This window comes from Endozoicomonas sp. ALC013, from assembly GCF_049310205.1.
Lineage (GTDB): Bacteria > Pseudomonadota > Gammaproteobacteria > Pseudomonadales > Endozoicomonadaceae > Endozoicomonas.
The window spans coordinates 1-22,285 of record NZ_JBLYNS010000086.1 but is presented as its reverse complement, the minus strand read 5'-3'; the positions used below and the strand labels follow the sequence as shown (position 1 = coordinate 22,285).

Annotated in this window: 22 protein-coding genes; 2 read left to right on the top strand and 20 right to left on the bottom strand. The window is 40.7% G+C overall.

The features are described 5' to 3' along the window. Nucleotides 1-259: 259 nt before the first annotated feature. Both ACO6V1_RS15345 and ACO6V1_RS15340 read right to left on the bottom strand, forming a co-directional pair. On the bottom strand, nt 260-2,005 hold the full coding sequence (locus ACO6V1_RS15345; protein WP_422467501.1) for a polysaccharide biosynthesis protein: 1,746 nt from the start codon (nt 2,003-2,005) through the stop codon (nt 260-262). A gap of 498 nt (nt 2,006-2,503) precedes the next feature. After that, a complete protein-coding gene (locus tag ACO6V1_RS15340) occupies nt 2,504-3,679 on the bottom strand; it encodes a DegT/DnrJ/EryC1/StrS family aminotransferase (RefSeq protein WP_422467499.1) in 1,176 nt (391 codons plus the stop codon). Between the two features lie 150 nt (nt 3,680-3,829). On the opposite strand from ACO6V1_RS15340, the gene ACO6V1_RS15335 reads away from it, so the two are divergent. Then, the gene (locus ACO6V1_RS15335; protein ID WP_422445162.1) at nt 3,830-4,039 is read left to right on the top strand and encodes a type II toxin-antitoxin system HigB family toxin; all 210 of its coding nucleotides are present in this window, start codon (nt 3,830-3,832) and stop codon (nt 4,037-4,039) included. Then, nucleotides 3,999-4,487, top strand: coding sequence for a helix-turn-helix domain-containing protein (locus ACO6V1_RS15330; protein WP_422445164.1), 489 nt, complete (start codon nt 3,999-4,001; stop codon nt 4,485-4,487). Before ACO6V1_RS15335 ends, ACO6V1_RS15330 begins: the two co-directional genes overlap by 41 nt. 100 nt (nt 4,488-4,587) lie before the next feature. Here ACO6V1_RS15330 and ACO6V1_RS15325 read toward each other — a convergent pair whose 3' ends face one another. The 18 genes from ACO6V1_RS15325 to ACO6V1_RS15240 form a co-directional block, all read right to left on the bottom strand. After that, complete coding sequence (locus ACO6V1_RS15325; protein WP_422445166.1) at nt 4,588-5,055, bottom strand: Panacea domain-containing protein; 468 nt, start codon at nt 5,053-5,055, stop codon at nt 4,588-4,590. Further along, the gene (locus ACO6V1_RS15320; protein WP_422445168.1) at nt 5,052-6,029 is read right to left on the bottom strand and encodes a hypothetical protein; all 978 of its coding nucleotides are present in this window, start codon (nt 6,027-6,029) and stop codon (nt 5,052-5,054) included. The genes ACO6V1_RS15325 and ACO6V1_RS15320 overlap by 4 nt, the downstream gene beginning before the upstream one ends. Before the next feature lie 107 nt (nt 6,030-6,136). Beyond that, nucleotides 6,137-6,769: an acetyltransferase gene (locus ACO6V1_RS15315; protein WP_422445170.1), complete on the bottom strand. Its 633-nt coding sequence runs from the start codon at nt 6,767-6,769 to the stop codon at nt 6,137-6,139. 52 nt (nt 6,770-6,821) lie between these two features. After that, nucleotides 6,822-7,481 (bottom strand): sugar transferase, encoded by a 660-nt coding sequence (locus tag ACO6V1_RS15310; protein ID WP_422467497.1) that lies wholly within the window; start codon nt 7,479-7,481, stop codon nt 6,822-6,824. 162 nt (nt 7,482-7,643) lie between these two features. Beyond that, nucleotides 7,644-7,784 carry a hypothetical protein gene (locus tag ACO6V1_RS15305; protein ID WP_422467495.1) on the bottom strand — a complete coding sequence of 47 codons (141 nt, stop codon included), beginning with the start codon at nt 7,782-7,784 and terminating at the stop codon, nt 7,644-7,646. Between the two features lie 76 nt (nt 7,785-7,860). Further along, nucleotides 7,861-8,985 (bottom strand): glycosyltransferase family 4 protein, encoded by a 1,125-nt coding sequence (locus ACO6V1_RS15300; protein WP_422445174.1) that lies wholly within the window; start codon nt 8,983-8,985, stop codon nt 7,861-7,863. Nucleotides 8,986-9,018: 33 nt separating this feature from the next. Beyond that, the gene (locus ACO6V1_RS15295; RefSeq protein ID WP_422467493.1) at nt 9,019-10,128 is read right to left on the bottom strand and encodes a hypothetical protein; all 1,110 of its coding nucleotides are present in this window, start codon (nt 10,126-10,128) and stop codon (nt 9,019-9,021) included. A gap of 44 nt (nt 10,129-10,172) precedes the next feature. Continuing rightward, a complete protein-coding gene (asnB, locus tag ACO6V1_RS15290; RefSeq protein ID WP_422445178.1) occupies nt 10,173-12,062 on the bottom strand; it encodes an asparagine synthase (glutamine-hydrolyzing) in 1,890 nt (629 codons plus the stop codon). 21 nt (nt 12,063-12,083) lie between these two features. Continuing rightward, a complete protein-coding gene (locus ACO6V1_RS15285; protein WP_422445180.1) occupies nt 12,084-13,529 on the bottom strand; it encodes an oligosaccharide flippase family protein in 1,446 nt (481 codons plus the stop codon). Then, nucleotides 13,529-14,806: a glycosyltransferase gene (locus tag ACO6V1_RS15280; protein WP_422445182.1), complete on the bottom strand. Its 1,278-nt coding sequence runs from the start codon at nt 14,804-14,806 to the stop codon at nt 13,529-13,531. Before ACO6V1_RS15280 ends, ACO6V1_RS15285 begins: the two co-directional genes overlap by 1 nt. After that, a complete protein-coding gene (locus tag ACO6V1_RS15275; RefSeq protein ID WP_422445184.1) occupies nt 14,807-15,328 on the bottom strand; it encodes an acyltransferase in 522 nt (173 codons plus the stop codon). Next, nucleotides 15,328-16,446: a DegT/DnrJ/EryC1/StrS family aminotransferase gene (locus ACO6V1_RS15270; protein WP_422445186.1), complete on the bottom strand. Its 1,119-nt coding sequence runs from the start codon at nt 16,444-16,446 to the stop codon at nt 15,328-15,330. The genes ACO6V1_RS15275 and ACO6V1_RS15270 overlap by 1 nt, the downstream gene beginning before the upstream one ends. A gap of 1 nt (nt 16,447) precedes the next feature. Then, nucleotides 16,448-17,449: an NAD-dependent epimerase/dehydratase family protein gene (locus ACO6V1_RS15265; RefSeq protein ID WP_422445188.1), complete on the bottom strand. Its 1,002-nt coding sequence runs from the start codon at nt 17,447-17,449 to the stop codon at nt 16,448-16,450. Between the two features lie 23 nt (nt 17,450-17,472). Next, on the bottom strand, nt 17,473-18,546 hold the full coding sequence (locus ACO6V1_RS15260; protein WP_422445190.1) for a DegT/DnrJ/EryC1/StrS family aminotransferase: 1,074 nt from the start codon (nt 18,544-18,546) through the stop codon (nt 17,473-17,475). Between the two features lie 100 nt (nt 18,547-18,646). Further along, nucleotides 18,647-19,231, bottom strand: coding sequence for an acyltransferase (locus tag ACO6V1_RS15255; protein WP_422445192.1), 585 nt, complete (start codon nt 19,229-19,231; stop codon nt 18,647-18,649). Nucleotides 19,232-19,234: 3 nt separating this feature from the next. Beyond that, nucleotides 19,235-20,284 (bottom strand): Gfo/Idh/MocA family protein, encoded by a 1,050-nt coding sequence (locus ACO6V1_RS15250; RefSeq protein ID WP_422445194.1) that lies wholly within the window; start codon nt 20,282-20,284, stop codon nt 19,235-19,237. Between the two features lie 10 nt (nt 20,285-20,294). Beyond that, the gene (locus ACO6V1_RS15245; RefSeq protein WP_422445196.1) at nt 20,295-21,608 is read right to left on the bottom strand and encodes a nucleotide sugar dehydrogenase; all 1,314 of its coding nucleotides are present in this window, start codon (nt 21,606-21,608) and stop codon (nt 20,295-20,297) included. Between the two features lie 217 nt (nt 21,609-21,825). Then, nucleotides 21,826-22,285: ISAs1 family transposase (locus tag ACO6V1_RS15240; RefSeq protein ID WP_422467491.1), on the bottom strand; the 460-nt coding region annotated here is incomplete at its 5' end.

The window sequence follows — 22,285 nt, the reverse complement described above, 5'->3', positions numbered from 1 at the left end:
CAGAATATCAGCAAGTTTATGGTCTACTTTCCATTGTTGACGTGCGTCATAAATGGCAGATAGCCTATTCATTAAATCAAATGCATTCATTTCCAGAACATCCAAATCTTTTTTGTATAAGACACTGGATGTATATTTTGCTCTATAAGGGGATATCCTTATAGCCATTGAGCCCAATGGCTTCGGGGGCTTTCATGATTTTTCCCTAGCTCGCTTGGTTAAATAAAGATGAAATAAAACCAAAACACAGCAGCTACTGTTAAGCAGTCTCAAGCTGGTGAGATTTCTTGTCACCTACTTTTTTAGCAGATGGCTGGCACAGCCAGTCCACCAGGATACTGTCCGGAGTAAAGCCCGAAACGAAATCAACCATAATGCCTCTTGCTCTATCATAGTCATGATGCTCTATGGAGAGCAGTATCCTTTCGATACCCTGAGTCAGGATGCCCCAGTCTGAACTCTCTTCCATCGCTCGGTATATTAAGGGATGATGGGTATCACTAACATTGTCGCCAATCAAAAGCTCTTCATAAAGTTTTTCACCAGGGCGCAAACCAGTATATTGGATTTCAATATCACCCTCTGGATTATCAACATTCTTTTCAACAAAACCAGACAATCGAATCATATGTCTTGCCAAATCAGCAATTCTAACGGGTTTGCCCATATCCAACAGAAAAACATCACCACCGCCCCCCATAGATCCAGCCTGAATAACTAACTGAGCGGCTTCAGGAATCGTCATAAAATAACGGGTGATTTCCGGGTGGGTAACCGTCACAGGGCCACCAGAGCGAATCTGTTCACGAAACAGCGGAATGACTGAACCACTGGAACCGAGCACGTTACCAAAGCGGACCATGGTAAAACGAGTCTGATTTACTATGGGTTGATACTTCTGTTTACCAAACATTTCAGGATGCATTAATTCCACTTTATGCTGTTTGCTGAACGCCTGTAAAACCTGCTCAGCAAAACGTTTGGTAGCGCCCATTACATTGGTAGGGCGCACCGCCTTATCTGTGGAAATGAGAACAAAGTTGGCAACATTCCCGACCATCGCAGCCTGTGCTGCATAAAGAGTGCCCATAATATTATTTCTCACACCCTGAGAAATATTATGCTCAACAATAGGCACATGTTTATAGGCAGCAGCATGGTAAATCGTGTCAATTTTATAAGCGCTGATGACATCCAACAAACGACGGGGGTCATTAACCGAACCCAGAACGGAGACCAGGTTAAAACTCAAACCAGCATGTTCTTTTATCTGCCGGATTTCCTGTTCAATCCGATACAGGTTGTACTCAGAGTGATCAAACACAATAAGGCTTTTGCACTCTAACTTAGCAATCTGACGACATAACTCCGAACCAATTGACCCCCCTGCCCCGGTAACCATCACATTCAACCCATGAATGCACTGATTCAATAATTGATTATCTGGCTGAACCGGGTCTCTGCCAAGAAGGTCTCCAATTTCCACCTCCTTGATATCCTGGATTTTCAGGCGACCACTGACCAGGTCATCCATACCCGGCATCGTCATTACGGGAATATTCAAAGCTTCCAGATCGCGCAAAATAGACTTACGCCTGGATTCAGGTAGCGAGGGCATTGCCAGTAATACCTGATCAACAAAGGCTTTCTCAACCAGTTCAGGCAATTTACTGCTATGGTGTACCTTTCTTCCATAAACTGTTCTGCCCACCATGGCACTGTCATCGTCCAGAAAGACCACCGGCCTGAATTCCCAACCGCGATCCAATGCAGAGATTAACTGACACCCTGCTTCCCCTGCCCCGTAGATGGCTACAGGTTTACCTCTTTTGATCTGTTCAGGTTGAGCGGTAATAGCAAATGGTGTTAGCAAAATATCCTTGATCTTGTGGCCTGCCAGCCAGTAACGGGCACCATATCGGGAAATGCCCAGCATAAACAACAGAATCAATCCAAAAAGGAAAGGAATACTTCTGGGTACAGACCACCCAAGAACGTAGGTCACCAGTATAATGCCAGTAACAGAAAGAACCGTTGTTCTTAAAATCGTCAGGGTAACCTGCGGCCCTACAAATCTGAGCACCGCCCGATAAAGGCCCAGGCGTATATTGATGGGCAGACAGATAACCGGGCACAGGAGGCATAGTTTAAAAAATAGTGCCCTGTGATCATCAAAGTCCTCTATACCCAAACGGACGACAAAGGATAAAATCAGCGCCAGCCAAATGATTAAAACATCAATCACCAGACTGATAAGACGTTTTTTTGTCCTTGATAAGGAAACTAATCTGTTTCTGAGCATATAGCGAATAACACGGTCTTGAGGACTGTTATGAAGTTTTGCACTTGTCAGGCTGCAAAACAGTAAAATACATAAAAAATGATAGATTCAGAATTAAAGTACGATTTAAAGACCATGATATGGCAAGCTTCCCGTAAAAGTACTTATCTTATCTTTTGCGGGTAACGGAAAACGACTTTAAAGGAAAGTAAACAAAATTTTTTAAGCTGAAGCCTCACTGATAACTCGCTGAATCACTTCACAGGTTTTCGCAATTTCAGCCTGGGTCAAAGTCGGATGCACCAGAAACATCAAACTGGTTTCTCCCAACTCCCTTGCAGTCGGCAGTCGTTCTTTAGGCTGGAAATCAGTGTTATCAAACGCTTTTTCCAGGTAAACCTCAGAGCAGGAACCCTGATAACAGGGAACACCCGAAGCGATAATCTCATCAACAATCCGGTCTCGATCCCAGCCTGCTTTCAGTTGCTCAGGCCGAACAAACACATAATGCTTGTAACAGCCATGCTCAACCCCTTCCGGAATTTCCGGTACCCGCAGGGCAGAAAATGTCCGGCAAACCTCATTAATTGCTGCAGCACTGGCCTGCCGTTGGCGGGTCCATTGTGGCATCCTTTTGAGTTGGATGCGGCCTATCACCGATTGCATCTCGGTAATACGCCAGTTGGTACCAAAGGAATTATGCAACCAGCGGAAACCCTGCGGGTGCTCGGTGTTGTATACCGCGTCGTAACATTTGCCGTGGTCTTTATAAGACCACATCACTTTCCACAGCGCTTCATCGTTAGTAGTGACCATGCCGCCTTCACCGCCGGTGGTCATAATCTTGTCCTGGCAGAATGACCAGGCACCGATATGGCCAATGCTGCCTACCGAACGGCCTTTATATTTTGCTCCATGAGCCTGGGCGCAATCTTCAATCACATAAAGATTATGCTCGGCGGCCAGATCCATAATCGGATCCATATCACAGGGCAACCCTGCCAGATGGACGCAGATAATGGCTTTGGTGCGTTCCGTTAACACTGCCCGGATAGTTTCGGCAGTGATATTCTGGGAGGCATGGCCCACATCGGCAAAAACGGGTTTCGCACCGGCGTTAACAATACTGCTGGCCGAAGCGAGAAAGGTGCGAGGCGTAACCACCACCTCATCACCGGCACCAATCTTCAGGGCATGAAGCGCCAGGTCCAATGCCAGAGTTCCGTTAGCCAAAGCAATGGCATAATTGGTTCCGCAGTATTCCGCAAATTCACGTTCGAACTCACGGCTTTCAGTGCCGGTCCAGTAATTGACTTTATTGGACAACACTACACGGCTGACCGCATCGGCCTCTTCCTGGGTGTAGGAAGGCCAAGGGGAAAAGGGGGTGTTTAGCATGTTTCTTCAAACTGAGTAATTAAATTAATGGCAAAACTCGCTAGCAGCTTCCCGTAATCCGTTATCCGAAAAAGAGAAGAAAAAAAGCTTAACGGATTACGGGCAACGGGAAACGAACAGCGGCTTTAACTGGACTACTATGAAAGCTTTGTGGATATTCATTCCTTAAAACAGGTCTTCAAAACGGCAGAGCGTTTTCATTATGACAAAGATGCCTATGTCATCGATATTGCCGGTAACCACATCCGGCTAGTTGGCATTATTTACTTGATGAATCAGAAGCTCTTTGTAAAGCACATTGTTGACCATAAAGGGTACGATGAACTCACCAAACGCTTCCGGAATGGAGGAAGACTGTGAACCTGAACGATTCAAAAGGCATGGCCGAATTAATCCGGCGTTTTCACCATTTACTGGAAGTTGCCCCTTTCTGGAAGGCATCAATAACGAAAACGAATATCAACAGGCCCTTGATGCCACGGAACTGCTCTACAGAACCATCGGCGATAACCCGAATGATCCCAGAAATCTCCTTCTGGACATGATCGCCCAGAAAATAGAGCATTATGAATACCAGACAGACCCAGTGCTTTCACAATGGGACAAACAGGATGGTGCAATTGCCCTGATCAAAGTATTAATGCGCCAGCACGGCCTGACTCAGGCCGAACTGCCTGAGATCGGCAGTCAGGGTGTCGTTTCGGAAGTATTAAACGGCAAGCGACCGCTGAACCTGCGGCAGATGCAAAGCCTGGCTGAACGGTTTGATTTGCCGGTGACTCTTTTTCTGGAGTATGAGGGGCATTGATTGTTGTTGTCCGCTTTTCGTAATCCGTTGCCCGAAAAAAGAAAACGCCTTTACAGATTACGAAAAATGAACAAGCCGGAAAGACTTGAAAAACTAAATATCAGGTTCTGGATTCCCTGAACTGCTGAGCAAGAGAAACAAGATTTAAGTTAGAATACCTCTCTTGCTTCTTAACCGGGTAGGTAGAATATACATAATCAATAAAATCGTTAAAGCAAAGGCTCTTTGTTTTATCGATTACTGCATCAAGAATCACTTTTTCACGGTCGGTGAGTTGAATATTTGAAACATCTCCCTGGAACGATATGACATTTTTATGAGAACCATACATGGTTGTGTCATTAATAACCATAAAACCAATACCGTTATGCGCAGCCGCTATGACATCATCAACATAAGGTCCATAATGATTGAACATCCAATCAATATTCGTGAGCTGCCTTCCATCAAGAAGGGCAGAAAACCAGTCAGACAGGTAAACCATTTTGGTCAGCCTGGCTTTGGAAAGCTCAGACTTGTTAGGATAGTTCACACAAAGATACGCGATTATTTGCTGTAATCTATTCAATTCGCGCCCCCTAGTTCTTTTATAAGCTCGTCTTCAATTATTGGCTTTTGATTACCTTTTCGCTTTAAATTTATTTCTTTATTAAACTCAAATCCATCCCTGACAAATTTAGAAATCCGTCCCTGATAGCTGTCACAATACCTTATTATATCCTCTCTTTGAGCTTCACTCTCAACAAAGTATTCTTCAGTACTTTCAAAAACGATAACACCAATATGAACATCGGCATCTATTATTGCCTTAGCCAGATAACGACAACTCTTCATTGCAAGTGCTTCTATTTTTTCAGGTGAATAGCCATAATTCACATACATGTGTTGAATATAATCATCGATCAATTTTTGATTTGGGCAACTCAGTTCCAGATGAAGGCCATTTTGCCAAGCTAAACTGATGACTCCTTGGTTAAGAGGGAATTTTTGGCGATGTATCTTTGCAAAGTGTGGATTTTTTGAGTAGCGTGCAAGCAGGTAAAATTCTTCATCATGCTCATAATAAATAGTCACTCGTTCCTGGTTATTAAGTTTAAGAGATTTGTAGGCTCCAATTAACCAAGACTGAACCAGCTCACTGTGTAGCTCTGAAGTTTTCGATTTTTGGAATTGCAGTTCTTCCTGAGCTGCATTCAAAGCGTTTTTTATAATTGCAAAAGATTTACTGCCTTCTCTTAATTGAGTTATCTCTGCCTGCTGACGTGATTGGTCAAGATAAGTACCGACAGCACCAAAGACAAGCAAAGCACCACCACTGACAAGGGATGAAACAGGATTAAAAAGTATACACAGCAGAGAATCAAAGGAGCCACTGACCTCAACCCACTCAGTACGAAAATTGTAAGAACCTGCATAAGCTCCACCCAGTGCCATCAAGATACTCCCCATGGTCGCTGAGATAATATAAAAAGCCTTGCTTATGATCTTCCCTAATTTTATAAAAAATGTTGATTTACCAGTAAATCCAAATTTTTGAAACAAACCTGCAACACCATGTTCAAGATAACTCGTCCAGCCTAGTTGACTATCGGTACCTTTACCATTAAAGAAGAAAACAAAACGTTTTTAAGGACCATGGAAATCGGCCTTTAAAAGATAGGCCGGGCAGGAACACCAACAACTTTACTATTCGCCGGAACATCAGAAAGCACCACAGCACCAGCCCCAACAACAGTTTCATCACCAACAGAAATGCACTGCAGGATTTTCGCTCCCATACCGATCCAGGCTTTTTCACCAATGGTGACTGCACCTGCCAGCAAAGCGCCTGGTGAAATATGAGTGCCATTCCCTATAGAGCAGTCGTGGTCTATGGATGAAACCGTATTGATAATACAGCCGGAACCGATACGGGCATTCACATTAATAACCGCACCGGCAAACACCACAGAACCATCACTTACCGTTGCAAACGGTGAGATGGTTGCTTTCGGATGAATAATGGCAGGCAATTTCGCACCGGCCTGCTGACCACGGACAAGCAACTCCAGCCGCAAACTTTCATAGCTGACACCAACCCCTAAAGCCATCATGGGATATTCAGGAACAAACGATTCCAAATCAGAAATGCGCCCCACAACTGGCCAGCCATTCATTGAATCAAGCTCAGGATAGCGGTCATCCAGGAAAGCGATACCCGACCATTGCCCCGTTGCTAAAGCACAATCGGCAACGACGCGGGCATGGCCGCCAGCTCCTAATATCAATAATGTACTATTCATTTGATTCGTCTTTATTCGTTGTCCGCAATTCGTAGTCCGTCACCTGCAAAACTTAAACCTTCTCGGCTTTTGGCCCTTTTCTTAGACGGGTAACGGGCTGCGAGGATTGGGAAACGTTCGAAGGCGAGCCTTCAAAGAAAGGCATAGTCACATGGTCATCCGCACTAATCCCTTCCCGCAAAACCACTTTCTTAACCGTTAAAAAAAGAATTTTGATATCGAGCCAGAGAGATTGGTTATCCACATACCAGACATCCAACTTGAACTTTTCATCCCAGGAAATCGCATTACGCCCATTAATCTGAGCCCAGCCGGTAATGCCCGGTTTCATCTCATGGCGACGATACTGCTCTTTAGAATAGAGTGGGAGGTACTGCATCAATAATGGTCGAGGCCCCACCAGACTCATATCCCCTTGCAGTACATTCCAAAACTCCGGCAATTCATCAAGACTAGCGCGACGCATAAAACTGCCAAAAGGAGTAATACGCTCAGCATCCGGCAAAGGTTTACCATCCGGCCCATTGGCATCCCGCATGGTACGGAATTTCACCATTTCAAAAGGCTTGCCATCCAACCCCGGGCGGACCTGTCGAAAGAAAACGGGCCTGTCCATGGTTCTGGCTACCTTCCAGGCTGTAAACGCCATAATCGGGCTAAAAAGAATCAGTGCAACCAAGGCACCGAAAATATCCATCAAACGCTTTAACATCTTATTACAGAAACACTCTGGCTTAACCAGTTAGAGAAGTACAATAATTTTGTACAGGGAATAAAAAATGAAACAGGTCAGAATCAGCCAACTGAGGGCTAACCTGCTTGGTTACCTGAAAAAACCCAACAAGGCCAACCCTTTATCGTGACTACTAAATGGTCAGATACTGGCGACCGTCTGCGCCCCCGATGCGTTAAAGGAGTACTCAAGAAAAACCCTGAAGAAAGTGGGTAAAATGCCATTGCCGACGATGTTATCGACACATTGATCATGGGTTCCTTTCTGGAGTACAGGTAACACTATAGAAATCGGCCATGGAGTGGTTATTCGAGAGAGCGTTTAAAATCAATGATTTTAGATCATTGAGTTTCGGTGATTACAAGAGTAAACGGTAGAGACTATCGTTCACCTTTAAAGCATCAAAGTTTTCCTTTGCATACTCAAAAGACGCTTTACCCATCTCATCAATAACTCTAGGGTTATCCAGAAAATAGATCATTTTTTTTGCTATTGCTTCGGAATCAAAAGGTGGGACAAGGAAACCGGTCACATTATTAATAACAGTATCTCTGCATCCAGGCACATCAGATGTAATAACTGGACGACCAACGGCCATAGCCTCCTGTGTACTCCTTGGGACACCCTCTCGATATGAGGGCAATACAAAGACACTGGCCTGAGTGAGATAATCCAATACGCTACCCACTTGTCCAAGGTATTGCACAACACCCTGGCTTGTTAATAAGTTAAGGCGCTCAAGAGAAACGGAGGATTTACTTTCTGGCTCTGTCTCACCCAGAATAATAAATGAAGCATCTGGATATTTTGCTTTAACGGCTTCAGCAGCATCAAGGAATTCATTTATGCCTTTTTCAGTCAGCAACCTGCCAATAAATATAAACTGGTTGTAGCACTTTGGCTTTGAAAAAGGGTAGTCATTTAATTGCAAACCTATTCCGCCTAGCACACTGCACTCTTTCACAGCAACCCTATATTTCAAAACAAGATCTTTTTTATCATCATTATTAAGAACAATTAATCGATCTAACAGTGGAAGAGACAATTTATACAGTAGTACCTGAACTATTCTCAAGATACGTTGTTTAACAGGGGGGCTACCTGGAAGCTGGGTAAACACATAACCTAATCCCTCCAGCATACCAACAGAACGTGGAATATTTGCTAGTCTAGACGCCATCGCACCATAAATAACAGGCTTAACAAAATAAAAAAATGAGATTTGAACATTTAGTCGTTTAAGTTTTCTGGAAAGAGTTAAAGTATCAATAAAATCTCTGATAGGATTAACACCATATCTTGATATTTTATAGTCGACAGGAACGGCCCCGAGAGATTTTACTTTAGCCTTGGATTCGTCATTGTAATCGATCGCAAACGCAAAAACAGTGTATCCTTCACTAATAAGTTTTCTTATAAGGCCCGATCGGAATCCATATATTGAGGAAGCAATCGTACCAACTACTGCCACAGCATTATTCATAAACAAAAGTTACATAAATCAAGAAATGAATATTTATTTTAAAGTTGTCAAATGAGAGTAAAGGCTCTTTAAAATTTCAACTTTATCAATATATTGTCGAGCAGATTCTGATACAACCTGCTTTGGTATTATGGCCATTTCCCGAGCAAAATAAATTATCTTATTCAACAAAGGCTCACCAAAGTGGTAGAATGGAAAATCATCTGGAAATATATCTTTATGTCCTGCATAAACAGGCAAACCCAGACGTAGATACTCTCTTACTTTGAGAGTGCATGCTTCACTCATCTCTTTCCTAAAAAGGGCAAAAGAAGACAAACCTACATGACAACCGTATGAAATCTCATTAATTTGCTGGTTTGATAATTTCCCATGAAGTTTAACTCGATGATCAGATTCCAAATAAATCAAATCCTGTGACTTAACTTCACCAACAACGTGAATAGTAAAATCATCATTATTTATTTTTAAATCTTCAACAAGTAAGTCAAGCCCATGCCATGGGTCGAAAAGGCTACACACAAATAATATTTGAATATGATCAATTCTCTTATCAATAATTTTATTACCTTGATAAGATATACCGTTTGGGTAAATAAAATATGGTTTTTTATCTGAAGTAGTATTTTTCATCCTGGAAAGTTCATAAAAAACTATTTCTTCAGTCACTCCAACCAAACCAACGGTATTTTTCAATACAAATGGGCCAATTTTATCTTCCATGAATGAACGGGATTTTGCTGTAAAGCTCCCTTCACCCCCTAACTCAGGAACTTCCTTAGAATGATGTACAAAAAGAACAGGTTTTTTGAATCTTTTTACAAAATTCAACTGAAAAAGATCATGTACGTAATATCTCAATAGAAACAAGTCATATTGATCACTAACAGAGTGCAGCCAATTATAATAATTTTTCCGCAAAGAAACCCAATCAAATAGCTTCTTTGGGAAAGATTTATTAATGGAACTGGAAATTGTATGATCCTGGATCAAAATATTCAGAGGCCCAAAAGTCTTATTAGGGCAATACATTCGAGAATCCCATTGAATTCCCAATTCTTCGGCAGCATCCTGTTCCCAAGACATCTGATTTAACATACCAGGAGATGGGCTAAGAAGTGCAGCTGAGTGCAAAACTTTCATAAAAAAGTACAAATTCTATTGATGAAATTTTATATAAAAAAAATTTAATTACTTACTTCATACCATTTACAAAAATTAGCTAATCTCCATGCTTGAGCTGTATAGGGTTTATTATCATAAAAAACACTTTTTAAGAACTGTTTTGCTTTACTGGCATTGATAAAATCAAGCCCTTCTATGCTGTCAACCCAATCTATAATCTCTTTAGAAAAACCAAGCATTAAATTTTTTTCAGGCGTTTCAAAACCTATTTTATCTCTTCTAAACAAAACATCATCAGAAACAATCCCTTTCATTGCATAGCGAAAAATGTGCTTGGTTTGTCCCTCACGAGATATCAAATAACTTTCAGGCAATGACAATAAAAACTCAGCAATGTCGGTATTAAGAAATGGTACACGACTCTCTATAGACCAGTGCATTGAGTTCCTGTCACCATGTCTCAGCAAGGAGGTCAGGCCGCCATCAGAAACCTCACTATAGAGTTTTTTGATCAGTGCTCGATCTTGACTCTTTTGAGTCAGACATTGTGGTAAAGAAAATAAGTTGACGCCACCTTCTTTTAGATGATCAATATTCAACCAGGATCGAGACTTGTAAAGCCCTAAACAATTAAGTAATAAATCTGTACTATTTTCTGGTCCAAGAGCTGAAAGGAAATAAAAAATAGACTTAGTAATATTTCGACTTGGCCATTCGGACCAATACTTGCAAAAAGAGAGGGCTTCCTTAAACTTTCTCTGATGTAATAAAGTTCTATACCTATACTCAGGATAACCATGGTAACCAGCAAGCAACTCATCTGCTCCCTGACCATCTAGAGTAACCGTAATATTATTTTTCTTAACTTCTTTGTATACACAGTATTGAGCATAAATACTTGTACTACCAAAAGGTTCACCCTGACACGCAATCATCTCATCAATGTCATTTAATAAGTTTTCACTTGAAATATGTACATTATGTGGAATTGATTGAACAGAATTATTAATTCGATCAGCCCATATTTTTTCGGAATTATTTGATGAAGAAACATACGTGAATGTATGAATTGGCATGTCCGGTTCAAGGTATCTCATGGCAGAGACTATGGCAGATGAATCAAGGCCACCAGATAGAGCAGCACCAATTGGAACATCACTCCTCAAGTGTAAATCAACACTTTTCAGAAATAATTCTCTCAGTTGTACTGCTGCATCTTCAAATGAAATATCCTTATTTTCATTTAGATTAGGATACCACCAACGATTTTGATCTGTGATGGAGAAATGATTTTTCAAGCTAATTTCAAGGTAATTCCCAGGTTCTAGCTGCTGTATATCATTAAAAAAAGTTGACCGCCCTCGATCATAGCGCCCTGAGATGAGATAATCATATGCAGTTTGCTGGTCAGGTGTAACTTTTCCCGGGACTAACTCCAATAATGCTGATATTTCAGAGCAGAAATAAAAGCTTTTTGCGTCATGATAATAATATAATGGTTTTATACCAAAGGCGTCTCTTACACAAGAAACCGTACCACTCCATTGATCAAAAACAACAAAGGCAAACATCCCTTTCAACTTCATCAGGCAAGAAGATCCCCATAGATGCCATGCATTAAGTAAAACTTCAGTGTCTGACTCAGATTTAAAGTGGTAATTTTTACTTATCAATTCCATTCGGATTTCACGATAATTATAAATTTCGCCATTAAAGATCAACCTGTAACGACCATCATAGCTCATCATAGGCTGATGACCCGAACTACTTAAGTCTATAATTGATAGCCTTGTATGGCCAAAAGCTATTTTAAAATTATTGAAACCGAAATAATCAAGCCCATGATCGTTTGGGCCTCTATGTTTAATTTTTAATAATGCATTTTCATATGGCAATGTAGATGACTGATCTACATACTGAACATTTTCTATCCCACCAAGAATTCCACACATCTTCTAGCACATCTTTTTAAATCAAAAATCTTTATTCTTACAAAACTTAATAACATCACACACTTTCAACAATGGAATCATTCTAACCCCTAGCAATGTCAATAAGAACATAATTACCAATAAAGTTTTAATTAAAAACAAAAGGTAATATGAAACAATAAACTCAGATAATTTAACAGAAAGAAATATCACTAACAAATAAGTAAAAAGAGTGATAAAAGTATCTTTCCACCTTATATTTATTGGATACAATTTCTGACTCAAGAAAACCCAAAAACTAAGAAAAAATATATATGAAACCAACATCGAAATTGCAGCCCCAAGCATTCCATATATTGGAACTAATGAATAATTTAGAATGAAACTTACTGTAGCTGTTAAAATTGAAACTATAAGCTGCCAGATAGTTTTTTTATGGATTGTGATGCCGGGAAAAAAAGGGTATAGCTGTGAAAACAAGAGTCCAATTGTTAGATATGGAATTAATGCCACTGCACCAGAATAATCATGCCCAACCATGATTATCAAAATCTCAGAGGCATATACACTCATTATAAGAGTAAGAAGGAGTGACACAGCCAAGAAAACATGAAATATTGATGATATATCTGAAGGCGCACGTGCTTTCTTGTAATTTACATATATTAGAGGCGTTAACGCAGACTGAACCCCAAAAGCCATGATAGCAACAACACTTGCAAGCCTACTTGCAGCACCATATATCCCAATTTCGTCAAGGGAGCCATAAGCATTCAAAGCAAGGCGGTTAACATATAGGGTAATAAAAGTTGCCAATGCTGCTGGTACCAATGGTATTGAGAATTTCAGCATCAGAACTAGTTTGGAAAAATTTAATCGTAAAATTATAGACTTTCTCAGTAGAACTAAACATAAAAGAATAGACAATAATGCAGCAAAAGCCTGCCCTGTAACTATGCCTAAAAGCCCCATATTTCTATAATATGAAAATGTGATACCTAAAGTAAATATCAAAGCCGCATTAATAAAACTAACAGCAGCATATTTTTTGCTTTGCATATCCCAGCGAAGCTGGTTGAGTAGAATATAAAACAAACAGTTCAAATAAAGAAAAATACAAGCTGTTTTAAAAATAGATAGATAGCTTTCATAATTAAAAATTAACTTGTTTAACTTTTCTGAATAGTAAAATGAAAAGATGAGAAAGATCAATCCAAAAAAAACTGAAAACCACCAAGCAGTACTTGCCAATATGATCTGTTGATTTTTACTGGCCACTTCATTCCAATAACGGGCAAGACCCTGACCAATCTCCAAAGCAAGAACCAGATTAATAAAAACTGCAGCAGTAGTTATCAGGTCAAACACACCATAATCTTGAGGCTCAAGAATTCGTGTATATATTGGAAGTAATAGTAATCCAAGACTGCGAGATAAAATAGAAGCTAAGCCATAAATCAGGCTATCACGGAGAAAAAGTTGGAGCATTATGATCCCTCAGTGTACAACCCGCAATACTCCATATAAGCCCGTTGCAATTCGTGATTATCATCAAGTTGAAGTGATTGAACGCCATACTGCTCAATAATTGCTTTGGTCATTACCTTAGAATTTTCTCTTGATACCCCTGCCCCTTCTAAGTATCGAATGTCTTTTGGGTTAAACAACCACTCTTCTGGAACTTCATCACTAATTACTCTTAGAATTCTTTTAGCTACCAGTTCTCGTGACCATCTTTTCTTCATGAATAAATAAGCATCATTACCAAGCTTTTCACGGTATTCATGATCTATCACTAGCCGTTCAATAGCTGTTTCCAACTCATCAGGACAAACATATAAACTAGGTGGAATATCATCTCGATGACAAATATCAACTATTGATTTAGCAGAATAACCACCCACAACAGATGGTTTACCTAAGCTAGCAGCTTCGGAAGCTAAACCAGCTAGAGGAGTATCGGAATAAAGCTGGTCAACCACAAAGTCACACTTTTCAAGCTCTTCAATAACAACTTTGTTTGGCATTCCTTTTATTTTAATAAACTCAATATTATGACCTCTATCAATTAAATTATTTACTAAAATCTCAATTTTTTTTGTACCTTTAACTTTATAATTGGATGGTGCATGTAATATTCTAACCACATCAGGTTTTCTGAATGATTGATAAGGAAAAACTTCTTTAGCAAAGCCAATTGAAAACCAATTTACAACTTTCTTTGAATTAAAATGTGATGAAAATGGAGAATTAATAATTGCATCCGCATACATTTCATGCAATTTTATTTTCTTTTTTATTTTTTTCGTCCTGGAGAGTATCTTTTTTAATCCAGTACTTCCATCATAATAGTTACCATCAATGTAAGGAGGCCTACTGTCACTGCCCAAGTAAATAAAAATAATTCTTTTTTTAAAAAGCTTTAATAAAAATAATTCGAACCGCGTATTTGTTATTGTTTCACCAAAGATATAAATAAAAATATCAAATTTTAATAAACTCCAACACAGAACAAAAATAGAAACCACCCACTGAATAGAGGACATGATAACGAACATGAACTTACTTTTCCTGTACGCCTCTATTCTCTGCGAACCTAAATTTTGCCATAATTTGATCAAAACATTAATAGAATCATTACAACCATATTCATACTTATGCTTTGCAGACAAAACACCTGTTGCTGAGACTCCATTTTCTTGGAAGCCTTTAACTATCGAATCAACAATTCCTGATATTTCATGAGGACCAACAAATATTTTCATTTAATTACCAGTCTCAACGTCAGAGTATACCTTACAAGGTGTCCCAAATGCTTTTTTTAACGAAGGTATATCATTCAATACAAGACTGTTTGCTCCAATTATCACCTTATCACCAATTTTAACACCCTTAACAATGACAGTATTTGGGCCAATATAACAATCATTTCCAATGGAAGTATCAGCTATTTCAATAGAATTTTTCCCACCAGTTATTGTGCGCTGAACAGTATCATGCGTATATATTTGAACTCCGGCAGAAATAGAACAATTAGATCCTATAGTCAATTGCCCTCCTGATCCGTCAAGAATAGTATGCGGTCCGATCCACGTATGTTTTCCTACCCTTACATCACCATAAACCAAACTACTGTCATAAATTGAGCTACCTTCTCCAAACCCTAATAACTCAGCTTTAGCCCATCTATCGACAACACAATCACCAAAAGGTAAGACTCTATCATATTGTGATTTAAAAAATCCTACCCGCCTCACCCAAAACTTACTAAATAATTTTAATAACATTAAATTGTCAATACCGAATCTAGCGCAATCACAACATTTTCCACATCTGACTCTGATAAGCTCTCATGGAATGGCAAAGCTAAACCATTTCTGTACAATTCCACTCCATTATTAACCTCTTTCCTATAAACATCTTCAATTCCAATAAGATTAAGAGAAATTATACTCTGCGCACCAATACCAACCTCTGCCCCCTGTCTCTTCATTTTATGAATGATCTCATCTCTATTGATATGTTTATTTAACACGATCATGTATGTTTGCCAGCTATGCCCCTTATCTCCTACCGGTCTTGACAATAAATTTTTATTTTCTAGCTCTAATAAATCAGAATGATATTTTTTAGCTAGTCGTTTTCGTTTTTTTAAAGACACGGGTAAGGATTCAAGTATAACTCTACCAATAGCTGCTTGAAAATTTGTCAGCCTATAATTCAGTCCTACTGCTTTAAATTCGAGCCCTTTACTGGTTCGAACCATTCCATGATTTCTAAGCAATTTCACTTTTTCTGCCAATTGATTATCGTTGGTAGTTACCAGACCTCCTTCACCAGTCGTAAGCGTTTTACGTGGGTGAAATGAAAAGCATCCCAAATCACCTACAGTTCCAGCGTTAGAGTCTTCATCAAATGAACCAATAGCACAAGCAGCATCTTCAATCAGATGTAAACCATAGCGATCTGCTATTTTACGATACTGTTTTAGGTTTGCGGGGTTACCAAATTCTAATACCGGCATAATCGCTTTGAGCTTTTCAGGCCCTGTCCACAGCTTAATTCGATTTTCCAGTAATTCTATATCCATATTGTATGATGACAGATCAACATCAACAATGATGGCTTTAGCACCTACCATTTCAACCACATTTGCTGTTGCAACAAAGGTAAAATCTGGAATAAGAACTGCATCTCCAGGGCCAATACCAAGTGCTAACAACGAAAGATGAAGAGCCGCAGTACCATTCGCGACGACAATCGCATGCTTTACACCAATAAACTCTGCCAACTCCTGCTCGAAAAGCTCACATTCCTCGCCATGGACAAGTTGACCGCTTCGCAGGATTTCATTAACACGACTGATTGCCTCTTCTGAAATAGTAGGCTGCGACAATTTAATCATATTACTTATTGCTCAAAAACATGGCTGGCATTTCAGGTATATTGGACTCATTAGCTGCCATCCATTCGGCTGTGTGTCTTAAACCTTCCTCAAGATCAACCTGTGCTTCAAATCCAATCAAGTCTTTCGCTTTATCAATTTTAGGAATACGTAGCTCAATATCTGCAGACAGGGCATCTTTGAAAATAATTTTGGACTTTGAGTTCAGTACTCTACAAATGGTTTCAGCCAAGCCATAAATAGTGGTAACCGCCCGGGCATTACCAATATTAAAGGACTCTCCAACGGCCTCAGGCATGATCAAAGATTTCATAAGAGCATCAACCATATCGTCAACATAACACCATGCACGAATTTGAGCGCCATCACCGAAAATGTAGATATCCTCATTTTTCAGTGCCTTTCTTATCATAATTGATATAGCCCCCTCACCCGTCTGCCCTGGGCCATATACATTAAAGGGTCTTACTGTTACCGTTGGCAGACTATATTCTCGATGATAAGCATGTGTGAGGTGCTCACCTGCCAGTTTACTCACAGCATAAGTCCAGCGTGCCTCTCCTACCGCTCCGGTTGTTGTTGAATCCACTTCTTCAACGCGGTATGCCCTGGAGCCAAATACCTCGGAGGTTGAAAATTCCAAAAATCTTTCAACCGTCCCGCTGTTATGGGCTGCTGCCAATGCATTTGCTGTTCCCAGCATATTTACTGTCATCGTGCGAACCGGGTTTTTTGTTGTGTTGTCAATCCCGGCAATTGCTGCAGCATGTACAAAGATCTGAGTATCTTTCGCCGCCTCTTTAAGATGTTCAGCGTCCAGAACATCACCTTTCACAAGGGTCAAATTTTTATGATTAGCAAAAGGCTGACTTTTAAGCGTATTTCGATCCAGGTTATCGAAAGCAATGATTTCATTTTCTTCTATCAGTTTACCAATCAAGGTAGAGCCAATAAAACCTGTACCACCTGTAATAAATATTTTCTTGCCCTTTATTTCTTTCATTCCAATAAACGCCTTCAACTTAATTAAGAAAAATTTGAAACTACAGTATCAATTACTGAAGCAGTTTTATACGGATCCATTGGTAAACTTATGACTTTCCGGGAAAGCATTTCACTTACCTCTACCCTGGCGTAAGAGCAAGCTACTGCTGGCTGTATATTCAAAGGGTATGGATAATGCACTGCTGTAGGAATACCCTGTTCACGAAGTTTACTTTGAATAAACTCACGGTCTTCAACCAAAACCGTATATTGGGCAAATACACTGGTATTACTTATTTCAATATATGGTGTGGTCATATTCGTATTTATTAGTTTTTCGTTATATGTTGCTGCAACTTCGTTTCTAAGTGAAATTTCCTGGTCAAATATTTCCAGCTTACTGAGTAATACTGCAGCCTGGATAGTATCCAAACGGCTATTCACCCCCACACGAACGTGGTGATAGCGACGGTCCTGTCCATGACGAGCAATTTGCCTGATGATTACTGCAAGCTCGTCATCATTGGTAAACATAGCTCCACCATCACCATAACAACCCAAAGGCTTTGACGGGAAAAAGCTGGTACAGCCAATAGTACTCAGGCTACAGGAACGTCTGCCTTTATAGGTAGCACCAAAACTTTGTGCGCCATCTTCAATTACAGGAATATTGTGTCTATTGGCGATTTCGTTGATGGCATCAAAATCAGCACACTGCCCATAAAGTGATACCGGGATAATGGCTTTTGTACGATCAGTAATCGCGGCTTCAATCAGTGTTGGATCCAGATTATATGTTTTTGGGTCTACATCAACATAAACAAGTTTGGCACCAAGCAGAGCTGAGGTTTCTGCGGTAGCAATATAAGAAAAAGCGGGTGTAATTACTTCATCACCTGGTTTGATATCCAATGCCATTAATGCTATCTGCAAAGCATCAGTACCATTGGCAACCGAAATGCAGTGCTTAACGCCGACATAATCAGCAAGTTTCTCTTCCAGCTCGGTAACTTCAGGGCCGAGAATGTATTTTCCGTGTTCCAGTACGGCTTTAATACGGCGATTAACGTCTTCTTCAATACGGCGGTACTGGGCTTTTAAATCGATAAATTCCATAAGGTTCACTAATAAGACTTTGAACCACGAAGGGCACGAAAAACACAAAGTTTTAAAAACTTTTCTTTGTGCTCTTCGTGCCCTTTATGGTTTAAAAAAATCAGGCTTTTGTAACTTGGCTGTTTTTTAACTGGTAGGTGCTTTGAGTATGAGGGCAAATGCACTCGGCTTCGCCTTCAAGTGGCAGTGCGAGCCGCTCTCCGTATTCGCTTATCCAGCCAATCTGTTTTGCGGGCACACCGGCCATCAGTGCATAGTTGGGTACATCTTTATTTACCATAGCACCAGCACCAATAAAGGCATAACGGCCAATGGTAATGCCGCAGACAATAGTGCAGTTGGCTCCCAGAGTTGCTCCCTGCCTTACCAGGGTTTCCCGGTATTCATCTTTCCGACTGATGGCTGAGCGGGGGTTATAAACATTGGTAAAAACCATGCTTGGACCGCAGAAAACATCGTCTTCCAGGGTAACATTGTCATAGACAGACACATTGTTCTGTATTTTTACATTGCTGCCTATGCAGACTTTGTTACCGATAAAGACATTCTGGCCAAGTGAACACTGTTCGCCTATTTGCGCCTGAGAACAGACATGAACCCAATGCCAGATACGTGTACCAGCACCTATCTGAGCCCCAGTGTCGATAATGGCGCTTTCATGAGCACTGTAAGTTTGGTCAGGCATCCTTTAGTACTCCAATGGAAGAGAAACCGTTCTGCCATCACGTGCAGAGAGATAGGCAGCGATTAGCAATTCCAGGGATTTCAAGCCCTCCCGGCCATCCGTTTCTGGCTCAGCTTCGCCACGCAGGGTATCAATCACATTTTTGTAATACAGAGGATGTCCAAATCCATAGACGGAAGTGGTCTCATAGTTTGCAGCGGCAATCTGTTCATCGTAGTCTGCAGGTTCAGAAAAACTCCACTCCTGGATTTCATTCACCGCAACACCGCCAACTTTTACAGTTCCTTTCTCACCCAGAATGGTGATAGAGCCTTCCAGGTTTTTTGGATAGGTACACATGGTTACCGCCATGGAACCCAGAGCACCATTACGCCAGCGTACATTCATTACACCAGTGTCTTCTACTTCAATATTCCGGTGGGTAGAGGTCATACACTGAACATCAGCGACTGGGCCAATTAGCCATTCCATCAGATCCACATAGTGGCTCGCCTGATTCATAAAGGCCCCACCATCAAGCTCCCAGGTTCCACACCACTTAGCCCGGTCATAATATTCTTGGGGACGGGTCCAGAATACATTAAGGTGAACCATATGTATTTTGCCGAAGCGCTGCTCATCAATCGCACGCTTCAGTAGTTGCAAGGTTGTATTGCGGCGGTTTTGCTTAACAATAAACAGGCGAACACCCGCCTCATCACAACCTTTTACCATACGAAGTCCATCTGCCCAGCGGGTTGCCATCGGTTTTTCACTGACAACATGAACGCCTGCATTTGCGGCCATCAGTGCCTGATCAGGATGTAATCCACTGGGTGTACATAATGCAACAACATCCAGTTGTTCCTTTGACAAAAGGTCTTCAAGTTTCAAATAGCCGGGAACTTGATATTCATTCTGAGCCTTATCCAGTGCTGATGGATCAACATCACAGACAGCGACTAATTCAATATCGTCCTGGTGCTTACGCAAGGCTTCACCGTGCTTGGCAGAAATACGACCACACCCTACAAGGGCCATTCGGATCTTACGGTCCGTAATTTTGTCGAACACTATTATCTCCTTATGCTTTGATAACATTATCAGCTGGTTCAAGATACCTACCCCTGGTGTCTACCAGTAATTGAGCATTATCCTGAATCATTTTGTAATCAAAGTCAGCGTGATCGGTAGCCAATAAAACACAGTCATAACTGGCAAGATTTTCCGGAGTCAACTCTTCGCTGGTTAAGTCAAAGTGATGCTCACGCATTTTTGGAAATACCGGCACATGTGGATCAGAATAGGCAACAACCGCTCCTTTTTTCTCAAGCCGTTCCATCAACTCAACGGAAGGAGACTCCCTCATATCATCCACATTCTTCTTGTAGGCAATACCCAGGACCAGGATCCTGCTGCCGTTTACAGCTTTACCCCGCTGATTCAAAGCATCCGTAAGTTTATCAACCACAAACCTTGGCATGTAGGCATTTATTTCTCCAGCTAACTCGATGAAACGGGTATGCAGTCCATACTCTCTTGCTTTCCAGGTCAGGTAGAATGGGTCAATGGGAATGCAATGCCCACCCAGGCCAGGTCCTGGATAGTAGGCTGTAAATCCGAAAGGTTTCGTGGCTGCGGCATTAATCACTTCATGGATATCAATATCCATGCGATCTGCAACAACTTTCATTTCATTAACAAGGCCAATATTGACAGCTCGATGAATATTCTCCAGTAGTTTTGTCATTTCTGCTGCTTTTGTTGAAGATACAGGCACCACTTTATCGATTGCCGCTTCATATAAGGCAACACCAGCAGACAAACAGGCTGGAGTATGCCCACCACACACTTTTGGAATAGTGCGCGTTTCAAAATCAGGATTGGCCGGGTCTTCACGTTCTGGTGAATAGACTAGAAATGCATCATCCCCCACTGTAAAACCGGCATTTTCCAGCCTTGGCAATAGCTCTTCTTCTGTTGTTCCGGGATATGTTGTACTTTCAAGAGACAACAGTTGCCCCTTTCTCATATGTGGAACGATAGCATCAGTAGTATTCAGGACAAAACTGAGATCAGGCTCTCGATATTTATTCAGAGGTGTTGGTACACATAAAATCAATACGTCAGCCTTGTTAGCCTCTACAAAGTCAGTTGTAGAATGAAATAAACCTTTATTAACAGCATCACGAATAGATTTTGAGGATATGTGTTCAATATAGCTCTCGCCATCATTCAGCCTATCAACCTTAGATTGGTCAATATCAATTCCCAGAACTGTAAAACCTTCTGCAACATAACGAAGCATTAATGGCAGACCCACATACCCCAAGCCCACAATCCCAATAATGGCTTCTTTAGTTTTGATTTTTTCAACTAAGTTTTTTTGGTAATTCATATTTTCACATCAATAAATGACAAATTTATCTTGATTTTCCGGAGGGATTAGAGGAATAGGTCACGGAGAGTTCAGAGGGTCAGCAGAGATCAGAGGGCCAAGTCTTTCAATTTGCACTATCAATGACGTTTAATTTTGCTTCCATACTCTAGTGCCTATCGAATTGTTATTAATGTCAATATTTGCTCTAAAACCAAACGCTTATTACAGGAAAAAATTATGAAACCCCGCACCCTGCGAGGACTTCAGACAGATATCGAGTGCTCATGGCGGCCTTTTTCTGCTTCCGCTTCAGACCAGCTTTAAAGGTTTTGGTATTGTTCAACATATTAACTGCCATATGTCGAAAACCAGTGAGCATTTCAGCTGCATTGCCTCTTCTGATTCGACAATCATCTTCTCTCATTGCAACATCCATTTTCCAATGGAGTTTATTCTCGATTGCCCAATGCTCTCTTGCAGCATGTGCAAACTTTTCTGCAGTTAATTGCGCAGAGGAAATGTAATAACGCACACTGATGTCGTCCGCATTAAATACACCATCTTCCATTCTTGCAGAAAAAATAATTCCGAGAGTTTTCATTCCTTGCCAATCAAAAGAAAGATTAACAAACTCATCAAAAATATCACTAACTATGTGAAGACGTGTTTCCATTCTACCATGGCTTTTTTCTTCA

Bases quoted from the DNA above. Each gene is read 5' to 3' on its own strand.
- ACO6V1_RS15340 (WP_422467499.1), bottom strand. From the start codon at position 3,679: ATGCTAAACACCCCCTTTTCCCCTTGGCCTTCCTACACCCAGGAAGAG.
- ACO6V1_RS15330 (WP_422445164.1), top strand. From the start codon at position 3,999: ATGAACTCACCAAACGCTTCCGGAATGGAGGAAGACTGTGAACCTGAA.
- ACO6V1_RS15315 (WP_422445170.1), bottom strand. From the start codon at position 6,769: ATGAATAGTACATTATTGATATTAGGAGCTGGCGGCCATGCCCGCGTC.
- ACO6V1_RS15310 (WP_422467497.1), bottom strand. From the start codon at position 7,481: ATGTTAAAGCGTTTGATGGATATTTTCGGTGCCTTGGTTGCACTGATT.
- ACO6V1_RS15300 (WP_422445174.1), bottom strand. From the start codon at position 8,985: ATGAATAATGCTGTGGCAGTAGTTGGTACGATTGCTTCCTCAATATAT.
- ACO6V1_RS15295 (WP_422467493.1), bottom strand. From the start codon at position 10,128: ATGAAAGTTTTGCACTCAGCTGCACTTCTTAGCCCATCTCCTGGTATG.
- asnB (WP_422445178.1), bottom strand. From the start codon at position 12,062: ATGTGTGGAATTCTTGGTGGGATAGAAAATGTTCAGTATGTAGATCAG.
- ACO6V1_RS15285 (WP_422445180.1), bottom strand. From the start codon at position 13,529: ATGCTCCAACTTTTTCTCCGTGATAGCCTGATTTATGGCTTAGCTTCT.
- ACO6V1_RS15280 (WP_422445182.1), bottom strand. From the start codon at position 14,806: ATGAAAATATTTGTTGGTCCTCATGAAATATCAGGAATTGTTGATTCG.
- ACO6V1_RS15275 (WP_422445184.1), bottom strand. From the start codon at position 15,328: ATGTTATTAAAATTATTTAGTAAGTTTTGGGTGAGGCGGGTAGGATTT.
- ACO6V1_RS15270 (WP_422445186.1), bottom strand. From the start codon at position 16,446: ATGATTAAATTGTCGCAGCCTACTATTTCAGAAGAGGCAATCAGTCGT.
- ACO6V1_RS15265 (WP_422445188.1), bottom strand. From the start codon at position 17,449: ATGAAAGAAATAAAGGGCAAGAAAATATTTATTACAGGTGGTACAGGT.
- ACO6V1_RS15260 (WP_422445190.1), bottom strand. From the start codon at position 18,546: ATGGAATTTATCGATTTAAAAGCCCAGTACCGCCGTATTGAAGAAGAC.
- ACO6V1_RS15255 (WP_422445192.1), bottom strand. From the start codon at position 19,231: ATGCCTGACCAAACTTACAGTGCTCATGAAAGCGCCATTATCGACACT.
- ACO6V1_RS15245 (WP_422445196.1), bottom strand. From the start codon at position 21,608: ATGAATTACCAAAAAAACTTAGTTGAAAAAATCAAAACTAAAGAAGCC.